This window comes from Prochlorococcus marinus CUG1416, assembly GCF_017695965.1.
In the GTDB taxonomy this organism is placed as follows: domain Bacteria; phylum Cyanobacteriota; class Cyanobacteriia; order PCC-6307; family Cyanobiaceae; genus Prochlorococcus_A.
Genome location: NZ_JAAORM010000001.1, coordinates 58,894 through 78,814 on the forward strand (window position 1 = coordinate 58,894; position 19,921 = coordinate 78,814).

The window sequence follows — 19,921 nt, forward strand, 5'->3', positions numbered from 1 at the left end:
TACAACTTAACGCTAAAACTTAGTTATATCAATAGATTTGAAGATAATTAATATGTTGCTTACGGTCTGCTTACATTAAATTAGGACTTATTATTACTAATTTAATTTAGTCGTACTAGGTTAAACATATCCATTAACTATGGTTGGATGTTCTTTGTTTTTGAACATTTTTCTATAATCATCATGCAATCTTTCAGTTGCTAATTTTCTTTTCTTCATTGCATCTCTGATTAAATCCATCTCATTGAATGTTCGATTGAGAATGGTGAATGGAGTAGTTAGTTTCATAAAACCTCCTTTTTTAATAAAGACTAAAAATTAATAACTCAGTCGCAGTAAATTAAACAATTTTGATTTGTTGGATGTTCTCTACATTCTTTCTCCCAAAAGTTTTGAAACTCAGGGGTGCATTTCTCAAGTTCTTTTGGGGTTTCGTTTAGATTTAATCCTGCATAATTAAACGCAGTTAAGTATCTTGGAAGAATGTTAAATTGATTGAATAGTTTCATAAGACCTCCTAGATCTATATCTATATTGTCCTCCTATTAACTTGAAATTCATAGAGTATTATTACCCGAGTAGAAGTGCTTTGTGGTTGTACCGACTATCTTTTTCCATTCACTAGGAGTAGAAATAATTCAGGAGTCAAAAGCACTTCATCGACTTTGTGGACAGCGAGGTGCACAAGACTCGAAGAGGGCAAACAAATGCCCTCTTATTTTACTTTTAGTAAACTTATACTGATTCTCTTCGCTAAATTCTATCGATATTAGCATTTAGGATATGAATGGTTAGATTTATCAAAATGGGAAAAAATTATGTTTGTAAGTATTGACTTATGTTTAGTCCCTATTGGAGTTGGAACTTCCCTATCTCCTTATATAAAAGAGTGTATTGAAGTTATTAAAAATGAAGGACTTAACTATGAATTGGGAGCGAATGGAACTGCAATAGAGGGAGATTGGGATAAAGTATTTGAATGTGTTAAAAAGTGCCATAAAACAATTCATTCAAAAGGTGCTCCAAGAATTTATACAACGATGAAAGTAAATACAAGAACTGATAAAGAACAAAAATTCTCAGATAAAGTAAAAAGTGTATTAGAGAATTAATGGAAAGAGAAAGTGATTACGATAATGATGGATTAGATCCATCCGAAGAATATTTCAGAAGGAAGAAAAAAGGTAATGATGAGGATACCTATTTCCCTCTAGAAGAATCAGAACCACCTCATTATTAATAAATTAGTTAATCTAATTTATATGTTCTGTTGCTTACAGTTGCAAAGTAAAAATTTAGTAATAACTTAATTTTCAACTATCACTTACAATGTGCTTACAGTTGTATTCACTTATGAAACTTAGTTATCGCAGTTAATTATAGTGATTATCTTCATATAGAAATGAATAGCGAGTATACGACGTAGTTTCTGTGATCTTTGGGATCACTTGATATGACTATATAAAATCTCTAAAAGAATACACACCTTTTGCGAATGTGATAATACTGTGATTATTTTCTAAAAATCCACTTAAGTGATAGCAACGTATTACAGCAAGGTGGATATACTAAATGCCAAAGGTGGAAATTAATAGCGAATATACTACTTGAGTTTTAGTAAATCTATTGGTAGATATTCATTAATATAAAGGAACAGTATTGTTACAGTTCCAATTACAGAACCTATAAAACCTCCAAAGAAATTAACGAATAATCCAGATTGTGTAATTATTGTCTCTTCGTTTTTTTCTTTCTCAAAATCAGGCGCATCTACTACTTTTAAGCGCTGATTGGTTGTTGGTTGTTGTTGGCGTCGGATGAGGGCTTCGAAATCAGGCATGGAATTTGTGAGGCAATTGAACAATAAGCAGACCAGCCCGTCATTCGACGAGGATCTGATCTACCTATATCGTCTACAGCTTCAAATACAGCATTACCCGAAGCTTCTGCTTTATCGAATGCTGAAAGTAAGGGTATAAATTTATCAAAAACATATAAACCAAAATTCTCTAGAGCTGCTTTAGCTTGTTGTGCTGCTTTTTGCTGTCTAAAATCAACTTTTACTATCACTACTGCATGGTTAACTTTTAATTCGCTTAATAAATTTGCTAGTTCAACAGTTAACTCTACTGATCTTGCTTTCGCAGTGGTAGGTAAGATTACTAAATCTGAACCATAAGCTAAGTGTTTTAGTTCTTCTTGATCACTGCTAGCTTGTCCATCAGTTATTACGATTTCTGATGATCTTGATGCTTTAGCAGCTGAGCTAACTGGGAAGACTGGAAATGGGAGGTTACCTCTTGATGAGTATGCTAATGCTGATCTATTTTTATCAGCATCGACGATGCAAACTTTTTTACCTTCAGAATGCCAAACACTAGCAAGGTGAATACTTGTGCAGGTCTTGGCCACTCCTCCTTTTTGTCCGCAAACAGTAATAAACAATTTTTTATTTTTATTTCTTTTACTTTGGAGAATAATTTCTTAATGTCAAGAGAAATGGATTTGAAATGCTTTAAAACTTATTTTTTTTGAAATATTTTAAAGAGTGCAATGTTTTCAGATAACCTTATAAAGTGATTTATTTAAATAGGCTAGTGAACAAAAGAATTGGACTAGGTACTTGGTCTTGGGGGAATAAGCTTTTTTGGAATTATAATTCTGCGAATGACGATGAGTTACGTGCCACATATAATGAAGCTTTGAAAAGAGGTTTTGATCTAATTGATACTGCCGATTCTTACGGTACTGGGAATCTTAATGGTAGAAGTGAATCATTGATAGGTAAATTTTTACTAGGTACTCCTTCTGCAAAAAAAAAAGAATTCAAATAGCAACCAAACTCGCACCTTATCCCTGGAGAATTGGTAATAAAGGTTTTAATAAACCATTTTTAAACAGTTTAGAAAGGCTTAATAATAAATTAGACATAGTGCAATTGCATTGGTCAACAGCAAAATACAATCCTCTGCAGGAATTAGGTCTGTTGAGTAATCTTTGCGATTTAAAAGATCAAGGGTTTGATTTTCAAATCGGTTTATCAAACATAGGTCCTAAAAGGTTGCAGAAATTAATTAATTACTTATCTATGCGAGATCAGAGGCTAAATAGCGTTCAGATTCAGTTTTCTTTACTTGCTCCAGATTTACACAGACAATATCAGGTAAAAAAAATTTGCGAAGAAAATAATATTGATTTCTTTGCTTATAGTCCCTTATCCTTTGGAATTCTTTGTATTGATCCAGATAAAGACGAAAATAGAAAAAGCAGTTTTATTCGAAATGTCTTATTTAAAAGCTATAAAAAACCAACATATGAATTGCGGAGATGTCTTAAAAGTATTGCGTATCAAAGATCAGTTTCACAAGCTCAAGTAGCAATTAATTGGTGTTGTTACCAAGGAACTATTCCACTTGTTGGAATGCGAAAGAAATCTCAAGTTATAGATGTATCGAATGTATTTAAGTGGAATTTAAATAAAGATGAATTTAATGTACTTCAGGAGCTTTCAAAAAATTGTTTAAAAAAAATGCCTAAAAATCCCTTTTCGAGTATTTAGGTGAATTTTTTAGTTAGATATCTTTTTATTTTTTTTTATTTGATAACTACTATTCCATAGTTCAGCAGGAAACTTTTCACCAGTGAATCTAATAACTTTAGGATTGAGATTGCTTAATAAGTCATTTAAGTTTTTATTAGAGAACATTTTCAAGGATTGGACTTTTTAATACGATAAGTTAATTTATAGCCAATCTTCTAAGTATTTATACTTATAAAATTTGAAAAATTCTTTTTAATACAGGCAATTGCAGCAATATTTACAAACTAAGAACTTATCTAATACAACTTCTGAGTTATTTAAAAAAGTGGAGTCCTTCCAGACTCCTCGGATCATTTGGTTGATAAGGCTGATATAACCCCATCTCCTTAAAGATCAAGCAGCAACTGGTGCTGTTTGACGGGAGAAACTAACGATTTTGTTAGCGTTTGTGTTTTTGCTCTAACCGAGCCGGCTTCAGTCACCTTCCTTATGCCACGTCGAAACCATTACAACCCCAAAAAGTGGAGTTGAGCGGAATCGAACCGCTGTCCGAAACATCGGTTGAGATCACCTAGTCCAAGTGGACATTTATATTCTGACAGGCAAAATGAGTATTGAATAGTTTTTTTATTAAGTTTTTATCGTATATGAATATAGTTGCATCTGCTCCAGAAGGACTAGAGAAATATTTAGCTGAAGAAATTTCAAATTTAGGTGGATTTAAGATTAATACATATAAAAGATTTATTAATTTTGAATGTGATTATGCCACTTTTTACAGAGTGCATTTCTATTCCAGATTAGCCTTTCGTTTTTATAGAGAAATTGCAAGTTTTAAATGCTATGACAAGCAGTCTTTATATGAGGGGGTGAGAGATTCATTTGATTGGTTAGATTGGTTGCACTATGAAAAAAAGTTTAATGTTCAAGTAACTGGGAGAACATCTTCTTTAAGTCATACACACTTTACTGCTCTTGAAGTTAAAAATTCCATAACTGATTTGCAACAGGCAGCTTGGAATAAAAGATCAAATATTTCTTTAGATAACCCTGATTTTATAATTCATCTTCATTTAAATAATAATAAAGCTATTCTCAGTCTTCAAAGTAGTGTGGAAAGCTTACACAAACGAGGTTATAGACCCGCAGTTGGAAATGCACCATTAAAAGAAAATTTAGCTTCTGGATTGATAAATATGACTCAATGGAATGGTAAAGTTCCTTTAATTGATATGATGTGCGGCTCAGGAACTTTTTTAATTGAGGCTGTTAATCAATTTCTTGAAGTCCCTATAAATATTGATCAAGTTTATCTTTTTGAGAATTGGTTGGACTTCAGGAAAGATATTTATCTTGATGAAAAAAATAAAGCAAAAAATAAAATTATAAATTATAAAAAATTACCAAAAATTATAGGTTGCGAAATTAATAAAAAGGTTTTTGACCAGGCTAAAGTAAACACATCATTGGCAGGTCTCGAAAATTATATTGAACTTATAAATAAAGACTTTTTCGAACTCCAATTAAAATATACACCTGGGATAATTATATCTAATCCTCCTTATGGCAAAAAATTGGGCAATGAAAATGAATTAATTTTTTTATATGAACAAATGGGAATCTTCCTAAAGAAGAACTTTTCAGGTTGGGAATTTTGGCTGCTTAGTGGAAATCCAAAACTAACAAAATATTTGAAAATGAAATCCTCATTTAAAATCCCTGTTAGCAATGGTGGTATTGATTGTAGATGGATAAAGTATTTAATAAGGTAATTTATTTTTTGCCTAAAACGGCTTTTGTTGTCTTGCCCAAACCCTCCAAAGTTTGAGGAAGATAAGGTCCTTTGGCTAATTTTCCTCCAAGTTTCAAACTTAAGCCTGCAAGACATAAATCGATAAATATTATGAGTAATAAATTATATTCAGTATTCCAATTATTATAGTTTGTAAGAAAAAGATAAAAAATAATATGGATGCAAATTAGAACTAATAACAATAATATGCTTCCAATTGCCAAAAATATTCCACCACTAATTAATCTTCTCTTTTCTCTATCTACTTCTTGAAGAGCTATTCTTACATGCAAATCCATAACTGAACTTGCGATAGCTGAAATTCTTGAAGCTGTATTTGCAAAGTTTTTATTTTTTGGTTTTTCCATATTATTTTCTACCACTGTTGAGGAGAGTGCCTATTAGTAAACCAATACCTGCGGCAATCGCAATAGATAAAATTGGTTTTTTTCTAATTGGACTTTCTATTTTTGGTCTTAGTGTCTGGTTAAGTTCCTCTAATAACTCTTCTAATTGACTTTCGATAGGTTCAATTTTCTCTGAGATTTCCCAATTGTTTTCTCGGATTGAATCAATGATTTCAAATAGTTGGCCCTTTATTCCAATTGCAGAGGTTCCAGTTTGGCCTGCTATTACTTCAACTAAATCATCAATACTTCCTTTTGTGGCTTCAAGGGTTTGCTGAGCAATGGTAGGCCATTTTTCTTTGATTAAAGGTATTAAACTATCAATTTTTTCAAGTAACCATTTCTCAGAGATAACTTCTTGCTCAGGAAGTTCAGAGTTATCTACGTTTTCTTCTACTTCTTTGGGAGGATGGTAAGTCTCCATTATTTAAACTTGATTATTTTAAGATTAGACCCTATTTTCTGAATTTGGAACCCTTATCTAAAAATATGTGCGATTTATATAAAATAAAAACATATAAAATTTTATTTACATTTTATTTATCTACTCTGTTCTGGAAGAAGGTTTTGTTAAGCTATTACTGAATTTATTATAATGAGTTTAAATTTCATCATGGATATCACATTTGCATCGTTAGTTTTTGCATCTCGCACAATCCCTACAGATTTTGGATTAGTAGCGGCAGCTATCGCTGGAGCTGGAAGTTTGCTTTTCATTGCTTTAAGATTTGTCCCTGATGCAAGTAATTAAATAACAGGAATTATCTTAAATAAAATATATTTCTATCTTAAGTATGTTTTGAAAATGGATTCGATTTATTTATCAACTAGATAATGAATAAATGGGTTTTGCTTGAACATAAAGTTTATTCTGCTAACTCTTTAGATATTCATTATGATTTTCTTGTTGAAAATGAAATAGATTGTTTAACTTGGAAATTGTTAAAAATACCTTTATCTAATCAAGCTTCTGTAAAAATTTTTAAACAGGCAAATCATAGACTTATATGGCTATCAAGGGAAGAACATGAACTTTCTAGAAATCGAGGCCTAGTAAAAAGAATTGATCATGGAATATTTAAAAACAATTCTGATAAATTAAACTCTGAATGTTTTCGATTCATTTTGGACGGTGAACTTCTGCATGGTGTGTTTGAAATTTCGGGCAATTCTTGTAGATTAAGCAAAAATAATTAATATTCATTTATAAATAATCGTAATATTTCTCTTGAGAATTTTTATAAATTAGTTATTCTTATTTAGCTATTGAGACTTGAGATTGGTACATATCAATCAGGTCGAGTTTGAAAATTTTAAGTCTTTTGGGGGAAGTGTAAAAATTCCTCTTGAAGAAGGATTCACAGTGGTTACTGGGCCAAACGGGTCTGGTAAAAGTAATATTTTAGATGGAATTTTATTTTGTTTAGGCTTGGCTAATAGTAGAGGGATGAGAGCAGAAAGATTACCAGATCTAATAAATAACTCCAAAGTTAAAGAGGGTAAATCATCCGAAACATTTGTATCTGTAATATTTAATATTCAAGATTGGTCTCCCAGAGAGGACCTTCCGCCCTTGGAATTAGAAGAAGAAGAAATTGCTCTTCATAAGGGTCAAAAAGAATGGGTAGTTTCTAGAAAGTTAAGGCTTATGCCGGGTGGGTCTTATGCTTCGACTTATACCTCTGATGGAAAACAATGTACCTTGCAACAAATACAGAGAATATTAAGGGAGATTAGTGTTGATCCTGAGGGCAGCAATGTTGTTATGCAGGGTGATGTAACAAGAATAGTATCAATGAATAATAAGGAGAGAAGAAATCTTATTGATGAATTAGCAGGAGTCGCACTTTTTGATACAAGAATAGAACAAACTAATGCAAAATTAAATGATGTTTTTGAAAAACAAGAAAGGTGTGAAATTTTAGAAAATGAATTGCAATCTAGTAAAAATAAGCTTGAAAAAGAATGTGAAAAGGCTAAGCGATATAAAGAGTTAAAGGCAAAGCTGCTTCAAATAAGGGAATTAGAGAAAGTTCTTATTTTTGATAAACAAGTGAAGCATGTTGAATCTATACAGAACAAAGAAACTGAAATTGAAAAAAATAAAATATTATTTAATAAACAAAAAAAATCTATTAATGAAGAAATATCAGTCTTAGAAGGAGCTTTGAAAATTTTGGTCGCTGAGCTTAAGGAGAAAGGAGAGGATACTTTGATAAAAGTGAATTCTGATATTGGAAGTATTAATTCTAGCTTGAGAGAACTAGATAGGATATCAAGTTTGAATAAAGAAGAGGGTATTAAATTACAAAAGCAGAGAGATGAAATTGAAATATCTAAGAGGAATATCGAGTCAGAAAAGATAAAACAAGAAAATTTTGATGATAATTTTTTAAATAAATTGAACTTGCAAATTGATGATTTAACTTTAAAACAGAAATTATCCAGAAAAAAACTTTCTGATGCAGCGGGAGAATCTGGGGAATTCTCAAAACAAAGTATCAAATTAAATGCTGAGCTTGAAAGTATACAAAATATAATCAATCCTTTGGAAGTGAAAAAAAGGAAAGTTGAAGAAGAAACTATTCAAAATAATATTCAAAAAGATGAAATATCTTCTCAGATTGATAATTTGGCTTTAGAAAAGCAGAAACTTTTAGAGAGAAATCAAAGAAAAAAAGATACATACGACATAAAAAATAATAACTTGGCAAGTAACAGCTCGGAAATTAATTCTTTAAAAAATGAAATTGATTTATTAAATAAAACTAAATTAAGGCTAAGCAACGAGCAATTAAGGCTTGAAAAGGATTTATCTCGATTTGAAAGTAGAAAAGAAGCTTTAAATGAATCCAGAGGTTCATATGCTCTCAGAATTCTTTTAGAATCAGGGTTGGAGGGTATACATGGATATGTAGCTCAACTTGGAGAGGTCAGTGAGAAAAATAGATATGCATTAGAAATTGCTGCAGGAAATAGACTCGGACAAATTGTTGTTGATAATGATCATATTGCTGCTAAAGCAATTGAAATTCTTAAAAAGAAGAAGGCAGGAAGATTAACTTTTTTACCCTTAAATAGAATCAAAAGTCAAAAGAAGAATTATGCAATTTCAAGATTTGACAATAATAGAGAACCTGGATTTATTGATAAAGCTATTAATTTAATTACTTTTGATGCAGTTTATTCAGATGTTTTTAGATATGTTTTTGGAGAGACGTTGGTTTTTTCAGACTTAGCCTCAGCTAGGTTATCTAAACAAAAAATTAGGTTAGTTACTTTAGGTGGTGAAGTATTAGAAGCAAGTGGTGCAATTACAGGAGGTAGTAAGCTAAATAAAGATTTAGTTTATAGATTTGGAATTAATAATGATATTGATGATTCTAGACCCATAAAAGAAAGATTATTTGTTATTGAAGAAGCTTTAAAAGAGTCAAATAATGATTTGAGTATAAAAACCAATAGACTCAGTCAATTAAATTCTAACCGCAGTCAAATAATTGAGGGTTGTGCTTCATTTAATAAAGAAATTGAAGTAAATAAAAACTCTCTTGATGTTGTAATGCAAAGAATTGATGATTCTAAATCGAGATTAAATAAACTTGATAGTGCTAATAATTTCTTAGTTGAAGAGTTAGATCGTTTAAGAAATAAATTGAAACCTTATCAAGATAAGTTTGATCAATTGCAAATCCTTCTTAAAGAGAATTATGAAAAAAATCAAAAATCATCACTAATAGCTTTAAATAATGAGTTTAATAATTTTGATACAAAACTTGAATTACTTATGAAGGAGAGAGATACATTATTAGATAAGAAGAATCAATTTGCTTTAAATAAAGAACGTATCAATAATTCATTAAAAATTACATTATTACAAGAAAAAAACTTGCAGGGATCTATCACAGAACTTGCAACTGCTCATAGTGCATGGATCAAAAAAAGAGATAAGTTTAAAAAAGAGCTTTTAGTTCTCGATAATCAAAAAAATTCACTAGAGAAGGATTTAGGTTTATTGAGAAGGAAAAGAGATGAATTAAACTCTTCAATTTCAAATAAAAGGCAAGAATATAATAACTATCTATTAAAACTGGAATACCTTGAAAGAGATATGGATTCTCTTAAAGAAGAGATGAGGAGCGAGAAAATAAAATTAGAAAATTATAAAAAAGATCTCCCGAATCCTTCCCCGGAGTTTGGAGAATATGAAGGGAAGAGTCTTGAATCTTTGCAGTCAGAAATCTCGATTATAAATGCAAAATTACAAAGCTTAGAACCTGTAAATATGTTGGCTCTTGATGAATTAGAAGAATTAATTGAGAGATTAAATGGTTTACGGGAAAAATTAGAAATTCTATCTAATGAAAGATCTGAATTATTGCTGAGAATAGAGACTGTATCAACTATGCGTCAAGAGGCTTTTATGCAAGCATTTGTAGAAGTTGATAAACACTTTAAAGAAATTTTTGCCAATTTATCTGATGGAGATGGTTTTCTTCAGCTTGAAAATCCTAATTCACCTTTGGAAGGAGGCTTAACTTTAGTGGCTCATCCTAAGGGCAAAAATGTCAGAAGATTAGCCTCTATGTCTGGTGGTGAAAAATCATTAACTGCTTTAAGTTTTTTATTTGCTTTGCAAAAGTATAAACCTTCACCTTTTTATGCATTAGATGAGGTTGATAGTTTTTTAGATGGTATAAATGTTGAAAGGTTATCAAAATTAATATCTAATCAGTCATCAAATGCTCAATTTATAGTCGTAAGTCATAGAAGGCCTATGATAAGTGCGTCTGAAAGAACAATTGGTGTCGCGCAAGCAAGAGGTGCTAATACTCAAGTTATTGGGTTACCAAATGCTGCATAAACTCACTTTTTTAAATTTATACGTCAGAATGATAAAAAGTTAATTATGAGCTTGTCTAAAACCTCTGCAAATAAGAATCGGCCAAATTCTGTTCCTAGTGAACGGTTATGGTTAAGGTCAGAATTGATGGGAACACAAGTTATAACTACTGATACTGGGAGGCGTTTAGGTGTAGTTGGCGAAGTTGTTGTTGATATTGACAGAAGAGAGGTGGTGGCTTTGGGGCTTCGAGATAATCCACTTACAAGATTTCTACCAGGCTTACCAAAATGGATGCCTTTAGAAAGTATAAAGCAAGTTGGAGATGTCATATTAGTCGACTCCCTAGATTCGTTGAGTTCAGGTTTTTCTCCCGAAAGATATGGAAAGGTAATTAATTGTCAAGTGATTACAGAATCTGGACAACTTTTAGGTAGAGTGCTTGGGTTTTCTTTTGATATTGAGACTGGGGATTTGATTTCTCTTGTCATGGGTGCAGTTGGCGTGCCCCTTTTAGGTGAGGGAGTTTTAAGTACTTGGGAAATTCCTGTTGAGGAAATAGTAAGTAGTGGTACTGATAGGATTATTGTTTATGAAGGTGCAGAAGAGAAATTAAATCAATTAAGTAGTGGACTACTTGAGAAACTTGGAGTAGGAGGTTCTTCATGGGATGAAAGGGAAGCAAATGGATACGCAGCAAATCTTGTACCAGTTGAGAATCAGTTACTGTCTGGTTCGGATTTAGAACAACAAAATAATTTAGTTGAGGAATATGAAGAAGAAGTTGTTGAACAAGATGATTATGAAGATGAACTTGAATATGTTGAAATAAAGAGTTCTTCAGAAGAAATCAATAATAGAAAAAAGCTTTATATGGAGAATGATTACTCTGGTCAGATCGACAATCAAACAATTGTTAATCAAATAGATGAAGAAAAAAATATTGATTTTACACAAAAGCAAAAATCAAATACTAATTTGGCATCTAAAAGACCAATTCAAAATGCAATAGAAACTTTAGATATTGAACCATTGGAAGAAAAAACTTTAGTGAAAGATAATAAAAAATCAGAAAAATTTGAAATCGACGATCCTTGGTAATTAATAAAGGTTTTTTATTAAATCAAAAATTATATCAGCAAGTTTTTCTGAAGCACCTTTATTACCTCTTTCTTTCAGTAAATTTTCTCTAATACTTTTCAATTGATCTTTATTTTTAATAAGACATAATACTTCTCTTGCAATTTCTTTGGGCGAAATATTTCCTATTCTTTCTGGGACAATAATTTTTTTTGATTTAATATTTGGCCAAGCAAAAAACTTCTTTTTTTTAAAATAGAAATATTTAACTATAAATGTTAGAAATCTATTTATGAATGAAATTTTTCCAATTACTCCAAAAATACCATCCCAGGCATTCATCATATTTAAATGTTGAGTTGGTAGAACAACTAACATTGGAAGAGAAATTGCTGCTAATTCTGCAGTATTTGCACCCACAGTTGTAATGGCTAGATCACATTCTTTTAATATTTCATAACAAGGATGTTTCTTTATTAGATAAATTTTTGTATTTTGTGATGTCTCAATTACATAATCAAAACTGGAATCTTTGATGCTTTTAATTGTTTTAATTTTTGATGAGTAATATTTTGCAATAGGATTTCTCTCACTTTGAAAGAATAAATATTCACTTTTATTGGTGGTTGGGGCAATTGGGATTATAAAATTTATATTTTGATTTATTTTCGCGATATGATCTGCTATTTCTAAGAAGAAAGGAATTCCAATAGAGAGCTTGGCTTTTTTTGAACCAGGCAACAGGGCAACATAACGTTTTTCTTTATCTTTTAATGATATTTCACTATTTAACTTTATATCTGCCATCAAATCGCCTATTATGTGACATTTACTTTTATATCTTTTAGGAATCAAATCTTTTACTTTTTTATTCATAGCTGCAATTTTGTTTGTCCATTGAGGCCATCTTGCAACCCATTCAGCATATGTGATATTTAGATAACCTAATCTTTTAGCTAGTAAAATACTCCAAAATTGATCCCCACCAAGGAAAATTACTATTCCTTTTTTTGGCCAATTTGCAAAAGAACATGGCTTCATTAATAATTTCCAAAAACTGTTTGATTTTGTAATTAATTCGAATTTATTCCATGAATTTGCAACTGTAAATTCTTTACCAGTGGCATTTGGGCAAGGAACCAGTACTAACCTAAGAGAGAAATCTAGTTTATCCTCATAACATAGAGATTTATTTATTTGGTTAAGTTCATCCACTACAGGTCTTACCCATGTAGATAATTCACCAGGCCCATTTGAAACTATAACTACTGCAGGTGATTTTTTTTTCATTGCAGTTAAACCAGAATAAATCAAATGCGGACGGCGAGACTTGAACTCGCAAGGCCTAAGCCACACGCTCCTTAGACGTGCGCGTCTACCAATTCCGCCACGTCCGCAAAGGGTTTTCGAGCACCGGCGGGTGCCTAAACCTTAAAAATATCATACATTATTGAATGAAATAAGGATGTAGTTCTCAGAGATAATTTTTTAATGTTATGCATTATTTTTCTATTGCATAAAACAAATATTTATACATATATAACGGTCAAGGTTGTATTGTAAAAAATGTACTCTGATCACTAAAAAAATTTTGTTAAATACTTTGGCAAACAATTTTTTATTTTAAGTCATTTTCATTTCTTCAATTTAATTTTCATAATGGTTGAAAAAGTTTTAATTGCTAATCGTGGAGAAATAGCTTTACGAATAGTTAGAAGTTGTAGAGAACTAGGTATTGCAACAGTAGCAGTTTTTAGCACTGTAGATAAAAAAGCATTGCATGTTCAGCTTGCTGATGAAGCGGTTTGTGTTGGAGACTCGTTGAGTAATAAGAGTTATTTAAATATTCCAAATATACTTGCTGCCGCAACATCGAGAGGAGTTGATGCTATACATCCTGGTTATGGATTTCTTGCTGAAAATGATAAATTTGCTGAGATGTGTAACGATCATGGCATAGTTTTTATTGGTCCATCTCCTAAAGCTATTAGATCTATGGGAGATAAATCTACAGCTAAAGAAACTATGGAAGAAGTAGGAGTTCCAACAGTACCTGGAAGTAAAGGCTTGTTATCAAATGTAAATGAGGCTTATAAATTGGCAGATGATATAGGTTATCCGGTCATTATCAAAGCCACTGCTGGTGGAGGCGGAAGAGGTATGAGGTTGGTTGAAAACGCTGATAATCTTGAAAAAATGTTTAAAGCAGCTCAAGGTGAAGCAGAAGCAGCTTTTGGTAATGACGGTCTATATATGGAAAAATTTATAAAGAAGCCAAGACATGTAGAAGTTCAAATTTTGGCAGATAGATCTGGTAATGTTGTGCATTTAGGAGAGCGAGATTGTTCAGTTCAGAGAAGACATCAGAAGTTATTGGAAGAGTCTCCTAGCCCTGCAATTAATACTGAACTAAGAAAAAAAATGGGAAATGCAGCAATTGCTGCTGCAAAAAGTATCGGTTACGAAGGAGCTGGTACAGTTGAATTTTTAGTTGATAATGATAATTTTTATTTCATGGAAATGAATACTAGGATTCAAGTTGAACATCCTGTTACTGAAATGGTTACGGGGGTTGACTTAATAGCTGAGCAAATTAAAATCGCAAGCGGAGCAAACTTGGAATTTAAGCAAGATGATATTCACTTGAATGGTCATGCGATTGAATGTAGAATCAACGCTGAAGATCCTTCTCATAATTTCAGACCATCACCTGGGAAAATAACTGGTTGGCTTCCTCCCGGTGGACCTGGTGTAAGGGTCGATAGTCATGTTTATACTGGTTATGAAATACCTCCATTCTATGACTCCTTAATTGGTAAATTAATAGTCTGGGGAAAAGATCGTAATACTGCAATTAAACGTATGAATAGGGCTTTAAATGAATGCGCAGTAACTGGTATTCCAACAACAATTAACTTTCATTTAACCTTACTGAATAAATCTAAGTTTAAGGAAGGGAAGATACATACTAAATATGTAGAAGAAGAGTTATTACCAAATTACTAAAGGCATCATTAAACAATATCTATGAAATATGTCTATACAATGCAAGTTTTATAAGCCCTTGTTGACCAACTAAAATCTCTCTTAAAAAACTTATAACCCCAATCCAAATGACGGGGCCTACATCCACTCCTCCTATAGGGGGAATTAATTTTCTTGTTAAATTTAGGATAGAGCTTGATGGTATCGAAATTAATAACCAAAAACCTTTACTTAAATCAATTTTTGGGTACCAAGTAAGAATTAATCTTATTAAAAAAACTATAGTTAGATATGATAGAGAAATGCCTAAACTAACATCTAAAATTTGGAGAGCGTTTTCAAGCAAGGAAATCACAATTATTTAATTCATCTTAATAAATAACCCATTGAATCGTATTTAATTCGTATTATAAATTGAGAATTAAATATTTAAAAAGTGCTTCAAATCTCAAATTTATTACTAGCTGCAGATTTTTCTGCTGAAGTTGCCAATAATTCCGCAGTTGGAATGATAGGTAGTTTTATAGCAGCCGCTTTACTTATCGTTATTCCAGCCGCTTCATTTTTGATTTTTGTTAGTCAGAAAGACTCTCTTGATCGTACTTCTACTGGTAGACGCTAGTTTTTGTAGAAGTTTTAAGTACACTATATATATAGGGTGAATTATGTCTCCCTTTAAAAAATAAATTTTGGAGAAAGAATGTGGTCAATGCTAGTCTCAATTGGGCCAGTATTGTTGGTATAGTTCTAGCGGTATGTGGAGGCGGACTTTACTTTTTAAGGTCTTTTAAACCTGCATTAGCAAGAGATTATGATGTTTTCTTTGCAGCTATAGGTCTTTTATGCGGGGGAATATTATTTTTTCAAGGTTGGAGATTAGATCCTATTCTTCAGTTTGGTCAGTTTTTGTTAGCAGGAACTACAGTTTTTTTCGCATATGAAAGTGTGCGATTGAGGGGTGTTGCTACTGATCAAGCTAGAAGGTCATCTTATTTTGATGATGATTCTATTCCTGATGTGCCCAGAAATTCTAGAGGTCGATTTAATGACGATTATGATAGGTTTGAAGAAGTCGAAAGACCATCAAGAAGATTTAAACCTCAAGAAGAGGAATTTGAAGAAGAATATATGGAGGGGGGAGGATCTCGTAGGAGAAATGTTTCAAGAGCTATACCTTCTGCTGCTGCAAGTAGAAGCAGGCCATCTACAAGAGAAGCAAATCAGTTTGTAAATGAAGAACCTATAAGAAGAAGACAGAATCCTGAAGACAGAAATACTAATCAATCAGAAAGAAAAAATTTTGGTGAGAGACGAAACTTATCTCGCAATGAAGTTAAAACAGGATCAAGACCCAAAATTAATCGTAGAGTTTCGAGACAAGATAATATGTCTAATCCTGATGATTCTTCTCCGTTAAGAAAGAAACCGACAAGATCTCCTATTAGGCAGCAAACTTCAACGGCTCAAGTAGAAGATGCTTCATTCAAAGATGCTAATCAAGCAAAAAAGACTCGTGAGACTCGGAGACCAAGCTCTTCAACTAGATCAAGTGCAAATAACCAAAATGGTAGATATACCGTTGGAACAAATAAGAGGAAACCTAGAGATAATAGTTCTAGATTTGATGATTAGTTATAAGATTCCTGCCCATTTTAAAAACGATTGTTGACTAAATAATTCAATTAGTATTATTGCCAGGAATCCGATCATTGCAAATCTTCCATTAGTAATTTCAGAATAACTACTCCATCCGAATTTATATTCATCTTCAATATCTATTGATTTTTCATCTGATTTATTATCTCTAGTTTTTTCATTGATGTAATTTGAATCTTGTAGATTTTCTATGGAACTATCATTCTCTAAATTATTAACCTCTGAGTTTGTTTGTTCTTCTTTAGAATTCATTTTTTTTTTGTTAATCCTTAAAATTATACTTATCAGAAGTCAATAATTTCCAGTCTCCTTGTCCATTTAATTCTAAAATGTTTTCATGAAAATCTTTTAAGCTAGGTCTATGTCCAACACTAATAAGAGAAAGTTCTCGTTCCTTTAGTAAACCATATAGTTTTTCTTCAGTGTCAATATCTAAAGCACTTGTTGCCTCATCAAGTACTGCAAATCTTGGGGAATTTAGTAAGAGTCTTGCGAAAGCTAATCTTTGTTGCTCGCCTAGAGAAAGAATTCTTGGCCAATCTTGTTTGATGTCAAGATTAGGGTAACGATCCACTAAGGTTTTTAAATTTACTTCATGAAGTACAGAAGTAAGATGTTCATCACTAAATTTCTTAACTTCTGTGGGATAACATAATTGTTCCCTTAAAGAACCCAGTAACATATAAGGTTTTTGAGGTATGAATAATAATTCGCCAATTTTTGGTTTTTTTATTACTCCATGGTCGGGTTCCCATAAACCACTAATCATTCTTAGTAAAGATGTTTTTCCACATCCAGAAGGTCCTACAACTAAAAGTGATTGATTATTGTCGATGCTCAAATTTAAATTTTTAATTATTGTTTTATTTGATCCTGGTGGGGAAAGATCAGCATTATTAATAATAATTGAGGGATAATCTGAAATGACGTTTTGATTACTTGTAGGACTAGTTTGACTAATGGATTCGACTTTTGATTGGAATCCTTCTAACCTGCCAATCCCAGCAGTAAATTTTGCAAGTTCTTCTATTTGATTAACAATAAAAAATAACGAACCTTCAACCATTCCAAAAGCAAAGCTTGCCTGAATAAAGCGCCCATAATCAATATCACCTTTAAAGTAAGGGATTGCCATTATTAAATATGGAAAGAAATTACCAGCATAATTAATTGATCTTCTCATGACGTCAATTATTACTCTCCATATAATCAGTAAATTAAAGTTTCTCACCACTTCTCCTAATCGCCTTTCAGTTTCACTTCGTTCAGGATTCTCCCCAGAGTAAAAGGCTATTGATTCAGCATTATCTCTAATATGTACTAAGCCATATCGAAAATCTGCTTCGTATCTGAGTTGATCAAAGTCTATCTTTACAAGATTTTTACCAGCAATTAGAAGGATAGAAGTTGCAAATGCAGCGTAACCAAATAAAGAAAAGGTAAGTGATGTACTGATACTCCACAAAATAAGAATATTAAGAGAAAATGTTAGTAATGCATCAAAAATACCTAATGTAAAAGACAGACTTTGTCCGGTAAAAGCTCGGGTATCATCTGTGATTCTTTGATCAGGATTATCTACATCAGTTTGTTCTTCATCATTTGGATTTAATTGGTAATAAGCTTTATTAGTCATATAATCTTTGACTAAACTTTTTGAAAGCCATTCTCTCCAAATTATTCCTAATTTATATGTGAAAAATATTTGAGAAACACGTATTGGTAGAGCAACAGCAAAACAACAAGCGTAAATCCCTAAAATCCGATAAAATCCAGCTTCTTGTTTTTCTACCAAAGCATTTGTTAAATCTCTTGCGATAAATCCTATCCCTGCGTTTATTCCGTTTACAGCTAAAAGCATTAATACAATTATCGCAAGGAATAACCAATGTAACCATCTACGGTTTTTTAATTGCCGTCTTAAGCTGAAAAAGCTCCCTGACCCAATTAAAAATAAGGCAGAGAAAAGCAATCCCCAGCCACCAGCCCAAATTGAATTGACAGTATTTACTACGCCGCCGAAATACTTTTCAAGAAAAATTGGTTGAAAGCTTTCAAAAAAACTGATTATTCCTGTAAGACCAACAAGTACTACTCCACCAACACAAAATAAAAGAGAAATCAAAAGCCAAATGAATTGAAATCCATTACATTGATCTATGGGGAGAAAAAATGGCTGGGATAACTTCCTTAATTTTCTTAATTGGTAAAGTAGTTTTGATTTATTTTTAACGGCTTTATTCATTACTCGACAAATTTTATAACATAAATTATATCTTTTAGAAGTCTATTGACCAAAGCCAATAAATGAAAGTGCCCAGTCAGGTAAATTTAAGTAATTCAATATTGTTGCATCAAACTCATGTACTTTTGTAAAAGATTTATCTAATGCCCACCATAGTAGAAAAGGTAAATTTAATAAAATTTGTAATTGCCATTTATAAGTTAAAACCCTCCAAATTTTTTTTAACTTAGTTTTGAGGGAATCATCTAATTCTTCCCAATTTTTTGAGATTAAATTTAATAAATTTTTGGATTCTGTTTTTATTGAATCTGGTGTATTCATTTTGCTTTTTTCTTATTTATAACCCATATACTTTGATTTCGAGAGTTTTAACCTGGGGGCCAATTCATTTTTCTTCCAGATAAAAAATGAATATGTAAATGAAAAACCGTTTGTCCTGATTCTGCTCCAGTATTAATTACTGTCCTCCAATTTGTTAAATTTTTTGATTTAGCTATTTCACTACCCACAAAGAGTAGATGACCTAATAAAGTTGCATCTTCTTCAATACATTCTAATAAACTGATAATTGGCTTTTTAGGAATAACTAAAAAATGTACTGGAGCTTGTGCCTGGATATCATTAAAAGCAATACAAAACTCATCTTCATAAAGCTTTTCGCAGGGAATTTCTTCATTAATTATTTTTTGAAATATTGTAGTTTCAGTCATTAAATTAATTAATAGAAATAACGTCTTTTTCGTTAAAGCCTTCTTTTATAAGTTCTTTGTTTAAATCATCTTTTGATGTAACTCTATCAACAAATAATATTCCATTTAAGTGATCCATTTCGTGTTGAATACATCTTGCTAGAAGTCCATCTGCTTTCATTTTACGTGGTCTCCCCATTTCATCTCTAAATTTTAATTTGATAGTTGATGGTCTTACTACATTCAAATAGACACCAGGTATACTCAAGCAGCCTTCTTCGTATGAATTAAGGGTTGTTCCATAGTCTGTAATTTCTGGATTGATTAATATTAAGGGTTCTGCGGCTGAATCTTCAAAATTTACATCTATGACAAGAAGCTCTTTGTTAATGCCAATTTGAGGTGCAGCAAGTCCAATTCCTTTAGCTGCATACATGCTTTGAAGCATTTCTCTAGCAAGTTTTCTAATCGATTCATCAACCTTAGTTATTCTTTGGGAATTTTGTCTTAATACATCATCACCAAGTTTATAGATGTCTAGAGATGGCTTACCTGTTTGTTCTTTTGCAATTTTTTCCGAGTCCCCATTTGTTCTTGACTTTTTTGCAAGTTGTGAAAAATGGTTTGCCACGTTAAAAAGTTTTTAGTAAAGAGTTTAGCTATAAAAATATTAGCACTTTAAT

23 protein-coding genes, 1 tRNA gene and 1 pseudogene are annotated in these 19,921 nt (G+C 31.7%); 11 read left to right on the plus strand and 14 right to left on the minus strand.

The features are described 5' to 3' along the window. Positions 1–120: 120 nt before the first annotated feature. Both HA146_RS00280 and HA146_RS00285 read right to left on the minus strand, forming a co-directional pair. Positions 121–288 carry a hypothetical protein gene (locus tag HA146_RS00280; protein ID WP_197049595.1) on the minus strand — a complete coding sequence of 56 codons (168 nt, stop codon included), beginning with the start codon at positions 286–288 and terminating at the stop codon, positions 121–123. Between the two features lie 38 nt (positions 289–326). Beyond that, positions 327–509, minus strand: a complete 183-nt coding sequence (locus tag HA146_RS00285; RefSeq protein ID WP_025934672.1) for a hypothetical protein — start codon at positions 507–509, stop codon at positions 327–329. A 309-nt stretch (positions 510–818) separates the two neighbouring features. Here HA146_RS00285 and HA146_RS00290 point away from each other — a divergent pair, with 309 nt between their 5' ends. Both HA146_RS00290 and HA146_RS09600 read left to right on the plus strand, forming a co-directional pair. Then, positions 819–1,112, plus strand: a complete 294-nt coding sequence (locus HA146_RS00290; RefSeq protein ID WP_209107618.1) for an MTH1187 family thiamine-binding protein — start codon at positions 819–821, stop codon at positions 1,110–1,112. Then, on the plus strand, positions 1,112–1,240 hold the full coding sequence (locus tag HA146_RS09600; protein ID WP_257469879.1) for a hypothetical protein: 129 nt from the start codon (positions 1,112–1,114) through the stop codon (positions 1,238–1,240). The genes HA146_RS00290 and HA146_RS09600 overlap by 1 nt, the downstream gene beginning before the upstream one ends. 539 nt (positions 1,241–1,779) lie before the next feature. On the opposite strand, the gene HA146_RS00295 is transcribed toward HA146_RS09600, so the two are convergent. After that, positions 1,780–2,445 carry a ParA family protein gene (locus tag HA146_RS00295; protein ID WP_209107619.1) on the minus strand — a complete coding sequence of 222 codons (666 nt, stop codon included), beginning with the start codon at positions 2,443–2,445 and terminating at the stop codon, positions 1,780–1,782. A gap of 152 nt (positions 2,446–2,597) precedes the next feature. Here HA146_RS00295 and HA146_RS00300 point away from each other — a divergent pair. Next, a pseudogene (locus tag HA146_RS00300) lies at positions 2,598–3,559 on the plus strand (aldo/keto reductase). A 9-nt stretch (positions 3,560–3,568) separates the two neighbouring features. Here the strand turns inward: HA146_RS00300 and HA146_RS00305 are convergent. Continuing rightward, positions 3,569–3,706 carry a hypothetical protein gene (locus HA146_RS00305; RefSeq protein ID WP_209107620.1) on the minus strand — a complete coding sequence of 46 codons (138 nt, stop codon included), beginning with the start codon at positions 3,704–3,706 and terminating at the stop codon, positions 3,569–3,571. 482 nt (positions 3,707–4,188) lie between these two features. Between HA146_RS00305 and HA146_RS00315 the strand changes: the two genes are divergently transcribed. Continuing rightward, positions 4,189–5,313 carry a THUMP domain-containing class I SAM-dependent RNA methyltransferase gene (locus HA146_RS00315; RefSeq protein ID WP_209107621.1) on the plus strand — a complete coding sequence of 375 codons (1,125 nt, stop codon included), beginning with the start codon at positions 4,189–4,191 and terminating at the stop codon, positions 5,311–5,313. A gap of 1 nt (position 5,314) precedes the next feature. Here HA146_RS00315 and HA146_RS00320 read toward each other — a convergent pair whose 3' ends face one another. Both HA146_RS00320 and HA146_RS00325 read right to left on the minus strand, forming a co-directional pair. Then, a complete protein-coding gene (locus HA146_RS00320; RefSeq protein ID WP_209107622.1) occupies positions 5,315–5,701 on the minus strand; it encodes a phage holin family protein in 387 nt (128 codons plus the stop codon). A 1-nt stretch (position 5,702) separates the two neighbouring features. Further along, a complete protein-coding gene (locus HA146_RS00325; RefSeq protein ID WP_209107623.1) occupies positions 5,703–6,164 on the minus strand; it encodes a DUF883 C-terminal domain-containing protein in 462 nt (153 codons plus the stop codon). A 189-nt stretch (positions 6,165–6,353) separates the two neighbouring features. Here HA146_RS00325 and HA146_RS00330 point away from each other — a divergent pair, with 189 nt between their 5' ends. From HA146_RS00330 to HA146_RS00345, 4 genes are all read left to right on the plus strand, one after another. Beyond that, complete coding sequence (locus tag HA146_RS00330) at positions 6,354–6,491, plus strand: hypothetical protein (protein ID WP_209107624.1); 138 nt, start codon at positions 6,354–6,356, stop codon at positions 6,489–6,491. 83 nt (positions 6,492–6,574) lie between these two features. Continuing rightward, complete coding sequence (locus HA146_RS00335; protein WP_209107625.1) at positions 6,575–6,937, plus strand: hypothetical protein; 363 nt, start codon at positions 6,575–6,577, stop codon at positions 6,935–6,937. Between the two features lie 76 nt (positions 6,938–7,013). Continuing rightward, positions 7,014–10,604, plus strand: a complete 3,591-nt coding sequence (gene smc / locus HA146_RS00340) for a chromosome segregation protein SMC (protein WP_209107626.1) — start codon at positions 7,014–7,016, stop codon at positions 10,602–10,604. A 45-nt stretch (positions 10,605–10,649) separates the two neighbouring features. Further along, positions 10,650–11,684 (plus strand): PRC-barrel domain-containing protein, encoded by a 1,035-nt coding sequence (locus HA146_RS00345; RefSeq protein WP_209107627.1) that lies wholly within the window; start codon positions 10,650–10,652, stop codon positions 11,682–11,684. Here HA146_RS00345 and HA146_RS00350 read toward each other — a convergent pair whose 3' ends face one another. After that, positions 11,685–12,953, minus strand: coding sequence for a glycosyl transferase (locus HA146_RS00350; RefSeq protein ID WP_245157382.1), 1,269 nt, complete (start codon positions 12,951–12,953; stop codon positions 11,685–11,687). A gap of 25 nt (positions 12,954–12,978) precedes the next feature. Next, positions 12,979–13,060 (minus strand) — tRNA-Leu (locus HA146_RS00355). A 262-nt stretch (positions 13,061–13,322) separates the two neighbouring features. Between HA146_RS00355 and accC the strand changes: the two genes are divergently transcribed. Further along, the gene (gene accC / locus HA146_RS00360) at positions 13,323–14,669 is read left to right on the plus strand and encodes an acetyl-CoA carboxylase biotin carboxylase subunit (RefSeq protein ID WP_209107628.1); all 1,347 of its coding nucleotides are present in this window, start codon (positions 13,323–13,325) and stop codon (positions 14,667–14,669) included. A 19-nt stretch (positions 14,670–14,688) separates the two neighbouring features. On the opposite strand, the gene HA146_RS00365 is transcribed toward accC, so the two are convergent. Further along, positions 14,689–14,994, minus strand: coding sequence for a YggT family protein (locus tag HA146_RS00365; RefSeq protein WP_209107782.1), 306 nt, complete (start codon positions 14,992–14,994; stop codon positions 14,689–14,691). Positions 14,995–15,084: 90 nt separating this feature from the next. On the opposite strand from HA146_RS00365, the gene psbX reads away from it, so the two are divergent. Both psbX and HA146_RS00375 read left to right on the plus strand, forming a co-directional pair. Next, positions 15,085–15,270 carry a photosystem II reaction center protein PsbX gene (gene psbX, locus HA146_RS00370; RefSeq protein WP_209107629.1) on the plus strand — a complete coding sequence of 62 codons (186 nt, stop codon included), beginning with the start codon at positions 15,085–15,087 and terminating at the stop codon, positions 15,268–15,270. 80 nt (positions 15,271–15,350) lie between these two features. Next, complete coding sequence (locus tag HA146_RS00375) at positions 15,351–16,280, plus strand: Ycf66 family protein (protein ID WP_209107630.1); 930 nt, start codon at positions 15,351–15,353, stop codon at positions 16,278–16,280. Here the strand turns inward: HA146_RS00375 and HA146_RS00380 are convergent, their stop codons facing one another. From HA146_RS00380 to def, 5 genes are read right to left on the minus strand one after another with little or no spacing between them, the layout of a single operon-like run. Next, a complete protein-coding gene (locus HA146_RS00380) occupies positions 16,281–16,556 on the minus strand; it encodes a chlorophyll a/b-binding protein (protein ID WP_209107631.1) in 276 nt (91 codons plus the stop codon). Positions 16,557–16,566: 10 nt separating this feature from the next. Then, complete coding sequence (locus HA146_RS00385; protein ID WP_209107632.1) at positions 16,567–18,549, minus strand: ABC transporter ATP-binding protein/permease; 1,983 nt, start codon at positions 18,547–18,549, stop codon at positions 16,567–16,569. Positions 18,550–18,591: 42 nt separating this feature from the next. Continuing rightward, positions 18,592–18,870, minus strand: coding sequence for a hypothetical protein (locus tag HA146_RS00390; RefSeq protein ID WP_209107633.1), 279 nt, complete (start codon positions 18,868–18,870; stop codon positions 18,592–18,594). 47 nt (positions 18,871–18,917) lie between these two features. After that, positions 18,918–19,259 carry a histidine triad nucleotide-binding protein gene (locus HA146_RS00395; protein ID WP_209107634.1) on the minus strand — a complete coding sequence of 114 codons (342 nt, stop codon included), beginning with the start codon at positions 19,257–19,259 and terminating at the stop codon, positions 18,918–18,920. A 4-nt stretch (positions 19,260–19,263) separates the two neighbouring features. Then, positions 19,264–19,869, minus strand: coding sequence for a peptide deformylase (gene def, locus HA146_RS00400; RefSeq protein ID WP_209107635.1), 606 nt, complete (start codon positions 19,867–19,869; stop codon positions 19,264–19,266). Positions 19,870–19,921: the final 52 nt, after the last annotated feature.

What these genes read in the sequence shown, in the direction of transcription:
- HA146_RS00280 (WP_197049595.1), bottom strand. Translation starts at nt 288, where the DNA reads ATGAAACTAACTACTCCATTCACCATTCTCAATCGAACATTCAATGAG.
- HA146_RS00285 (WP_025934672.1), bottom strand. Translation starts at nt 509, where the DNA reads ATGAAACTATTCAATCAATTTAACATTCTTCCAAGATACTTAACTGCG.
- HA146_RS00290 (WP_209107618.1), top strand. Translation starts at nt 819, where the DNA reads ATGTTTGTAAGTATTGACTTATGTTTAGTCCCTATTGGAGTTGGAACT.
- HA146_RS09600 (WP_257469879.1), top strand. Translation starts at nt 1,112, where the DNA reads ATGGAAAGAGAAAGTGATTACGATAATGATGGATTAGATCCATCCGAA.
- HA146_RS00305 (WP_209107620.1), bottom strand. Translation starts at nt 3,706, where the DNA reads ATGTTCTCTAATAAAAACTTAAATGACTTATTAAGCAATCTCAATCCT.
- HA146_RS00315 (WP_209107621.1), top strand. Translation starts at nt 4,189, where the DNA reads ATGAATATAGTTGCATCTGCTCCAGAAGGACTAGAGAAATATTTAGCT.
- HA146_RS00320 (WP_209107622.1), bottom strand. Translation starts at nt 5,701, where the DNA reads ATGGAAAAACCAAAAAATAAAAACTTTGCAAATACAGCTTCAAGAATT.
- HA146_RS00325 (WP_209107623.1), bottom strand. Translation starts at nt 6,164, where the DNA reads ATGGAGACTTACCATCCTCCCAAAGAAGTAGAAGAAAACGTAGATAAC.
- HA146_RS00330 (WP_209107624.1), top strand. Translation starts at nt 6,354, where the DNA reads ATGGATATCACATTTGCATCGTTAGTTTTTGCATCTCGCACAATCCCT.
- HA146_RS00335 (WP_209107625.1), top strand. Translation starts at nt 6,575, where the DNA reads ATGAATAAATGGGTTTTGCTTGAACATAAAGTTTATTCTGCTAACTCT.
- HA146_RS00345 (WP_209107627.1), top strand. Translation starts at nt 10,650, where the DNA reads ATGAGCTTGTCTAAAACCTCTGCAAATAAGAATCGGCCAAATTCTGTT.
- HA146_RS00350 (WP_245157382.1), bottom strand. Translation starts at nt 12,953, where the DNA reads ATGAAAAAAAAATCACCTGCAGTAGTTATAGTTTCAAATGGGCCTGGT.
- accC (WP_209107628.1), top strand. Translation starts at nt 13,323, where the DNA reads ATGGTTGAAAAAGTTTTAATTGCTAATCGTGGAGAAATAGCTTTACGA.
- HA146_RS00380 (WP_209107631.1), bottom strand. Translation starts at nt 16,556, where the DNA reads ATGAATTCTAAAGAAGAACAAACAAACTCAGAGGTTAATAATTTAGAG.
- HA146_RS00385 (WP_209107632.1), bottom strand. Translation starts at nt 18,549, where the DNA reads ATGAATAAAGCCGTTAAAAATAAATCAAAACTACTTTACCAATTAAGA.
- HA146_RS00390 (WP_209107633.1), bottom strand. Translation starts at nt 18,870, where the DNA reads ATGAATACACCAGATTCAATAAAAACAGAATCCAAAAATTTATTAAAT.
- HA146_RS00395 (WP_209107634.1), bottom strand. Translation starts at nt 19,259, where the DNA reads ATGACTGAAACTACAATATTTCAAAAAATAATTAATGAAGAAATTCCC.